Source organism: Streptomyces sp. SID5910, assembly GCF_009862125.1.
Classification (GTDB): domain Bacteria; phylum Actinomycetota; class Actinomycetes; order Streptomycetales; family Streptomycetaceae; genus Streptomyces.
On sequence record NZ_WWHX01000944.1, the window covers coordinates 1 to 1968 of the forward strand.

Consider the following 1968-nt stretch of genomic DNA (forward strand, 5'->3'; position numbering starts at 1 on the left):
CCCCCACCGCGGCGGCCCGCGCCGTGAACCACCCCACCGCCACCCCCGCCGCCACCGGCACCACCCCGGCCGCCCAGTGCAGCGGCGTCCCGGGCCCCGCCTCCGGCACCGCCGCCAGCAAGGGGAACGGCGGCAGCAGCGGAGCGGGCGCGGCGGACAGGGGCCCCACCACATGCCCCGCGCCCAGCACGAACCCCGGCCCGAGCCCGTAGACCGCCGCCCAGACGGCCGCGTTCGGCACCAGCGTCAGACAGAGCAGCAGCACGGCGAACTGCCCCGACCACCCCTCGCTCAGCCGCAGGAACGCCCCGCGCGCGGTGCCCCCGTGCCACACCAGCGACGTCACGAGCAGCAGCGCCCCGCCCCCGACGAGCACCGTCACCCCCGCGGCCGCGGCCCGCGTCGCCGCGCCGAGGCGCGCGTCCGGCAGCACGAGCAGTTCCCGCAGATTCCGCGGCAGCACGCGCAGCGCCCGTCCCACCGGCCCGCCGGGGCGGCCGAACGCCGTCCACGCGCCCGCGCCCGCCGCCGCCATGGTGACCAGCGGCAGGCACACCGCGGTCCAGCCCAGCGAGGGCCGCAGCTCGCCGCCCGCCGCGTACAGCACGACGGGCGTGGCGACGCCGAGGTAGCCGACGACGACCCCCGCCCAGGCGAGGCGCGCGGAGAGGGGGTGCGGTCCGTCGCCCCGCCCCCCGGCGCCGCCGAGCCGCACGCCGACACCCGCCTTCGCGCCGGCTCCCACGGCCACGCCCACGCCGTCCCCGGGGTCCGTGGCGTCCCGGGCCGCCCGGTGGACCAGCCACACGGGTGGCGCGAGCAGCAGCAGCGGGGTGACGCCCATGGGCGCGGGCACGCCGGAGAGCGTGTCGGTGCGGATCAGCTCGGCGCCGTGCGCCAGCACCCACAGGGAGGCGGCCACATGCAGGGCGTCGTCCGGCTCCCGTACGGGGTACGGCGAGCTGATCCACAGCAGGGTCACGAGCACGGCGACCGCGGCCAGCCCGAGGCCCGCGGCGAAGGCCCCGCCCAGGAGGCCGGCGGCCATCCCGGGCGCCCGGTCGTGCCACCGGGTGCGGAGCTGGGACAACGGGGCTCGGCGAGCGGTCGTCTGGATCACGCCCGCCATGCTCCCAACGACACGCGCTTTCGCCGCGTAACGAGCGAAGCACCGTTGTGTCGCTCAATATACGTTTATGTACCTTTTCGTACGGAGGGGTGTCCTGTGAAGCGGAGCCCCGCACCCCCGCTCCCGCCTCCCGAGGTGCGCCGACGCCTGCGCGAGGCCGCCGCGCTGACGCAGGCTCAGCTCGCCGAACGGGTGGGTGTCACTCCCGAGGCGGTCGGCGCGTGGGAGAGCGGCCGCGAGGCTCCGCGCGGCCGGAAACGGGACGCGTACGCGAAGCTGCTGGGCACGCTGGCCGACGCATCGCCGGCCCGGCAGCCGGAGCCGGCACAGGCGCAGGCGCAGGCGTCCGTGCCCGTGTTCGTGGCCGTCGGTGCCGGGGCGGCGGAGACGGCGCCGTCGCCGCCCGCCTTGACGCCCGCTCAGGCCTTCGACGCGCTGTACGAGTTCGGCGCCCCCGCCCTCGTACGCCAGACGTATCTGCTGACCGGCCGCCGCGAGCTGGCGCGCGAGTCGGTGGAGCGGGCCTTCCAGCTCGCCTGGGAGCACTGGCCCGAGGTGGCCCGCGACCGTGACCCGGTGGGCTGGGTGCGCGCGACGGCGTACGAGTACGCCCTCTCCCCCTGGCACCGCTTCCGCCGCCGCCACCGGCAACCGGAGCCGCCGCCCGCCGACCCGGCCGACCGCACCCTGCTGAACGCGCTCCTGACACTCCCCCCGCCGCACCGCCGCACCCTCGTCCTCTACGACGGTGTCGGCCTCGACCTGCCCGAGACGGCCGCGGAGACGGAGGCGAGCACCCCGGCGGCGGCCGGCCGGCTGATGCGCGCCCGCGAGGCCGT

2 protein-coding genes are annotated in these 1968 nt (G+C 77.8%); one reads left to right on the forward strand and one right to left on the reverse strand.

Annotation, left to right across the window (positions count from 1 at the left end; all coding sequences use genetic code 11):
- On the reverse strand, window positions 1–1129 hold a 1129-nt coding region (locus GTW67_RS33635), incomplete at its 3' end, for a cell division protein PerM (RefSeq protein ID WP_161168519.1).
- Window positions 1130–1225: 96 nt separating this feature from the next.
- Here GTW67_RS33635 and GTW67_RS33640 point away from each other — a divergent pair.
- A partial coding sequence (locus GTW67_RS33640; RefSeq protein ID WP_161168520.1) for a helix-turn-helix domain-containing protein occupies window positions 1226–1968 on the forward strand: 743 nt, incomplete at its 3' end.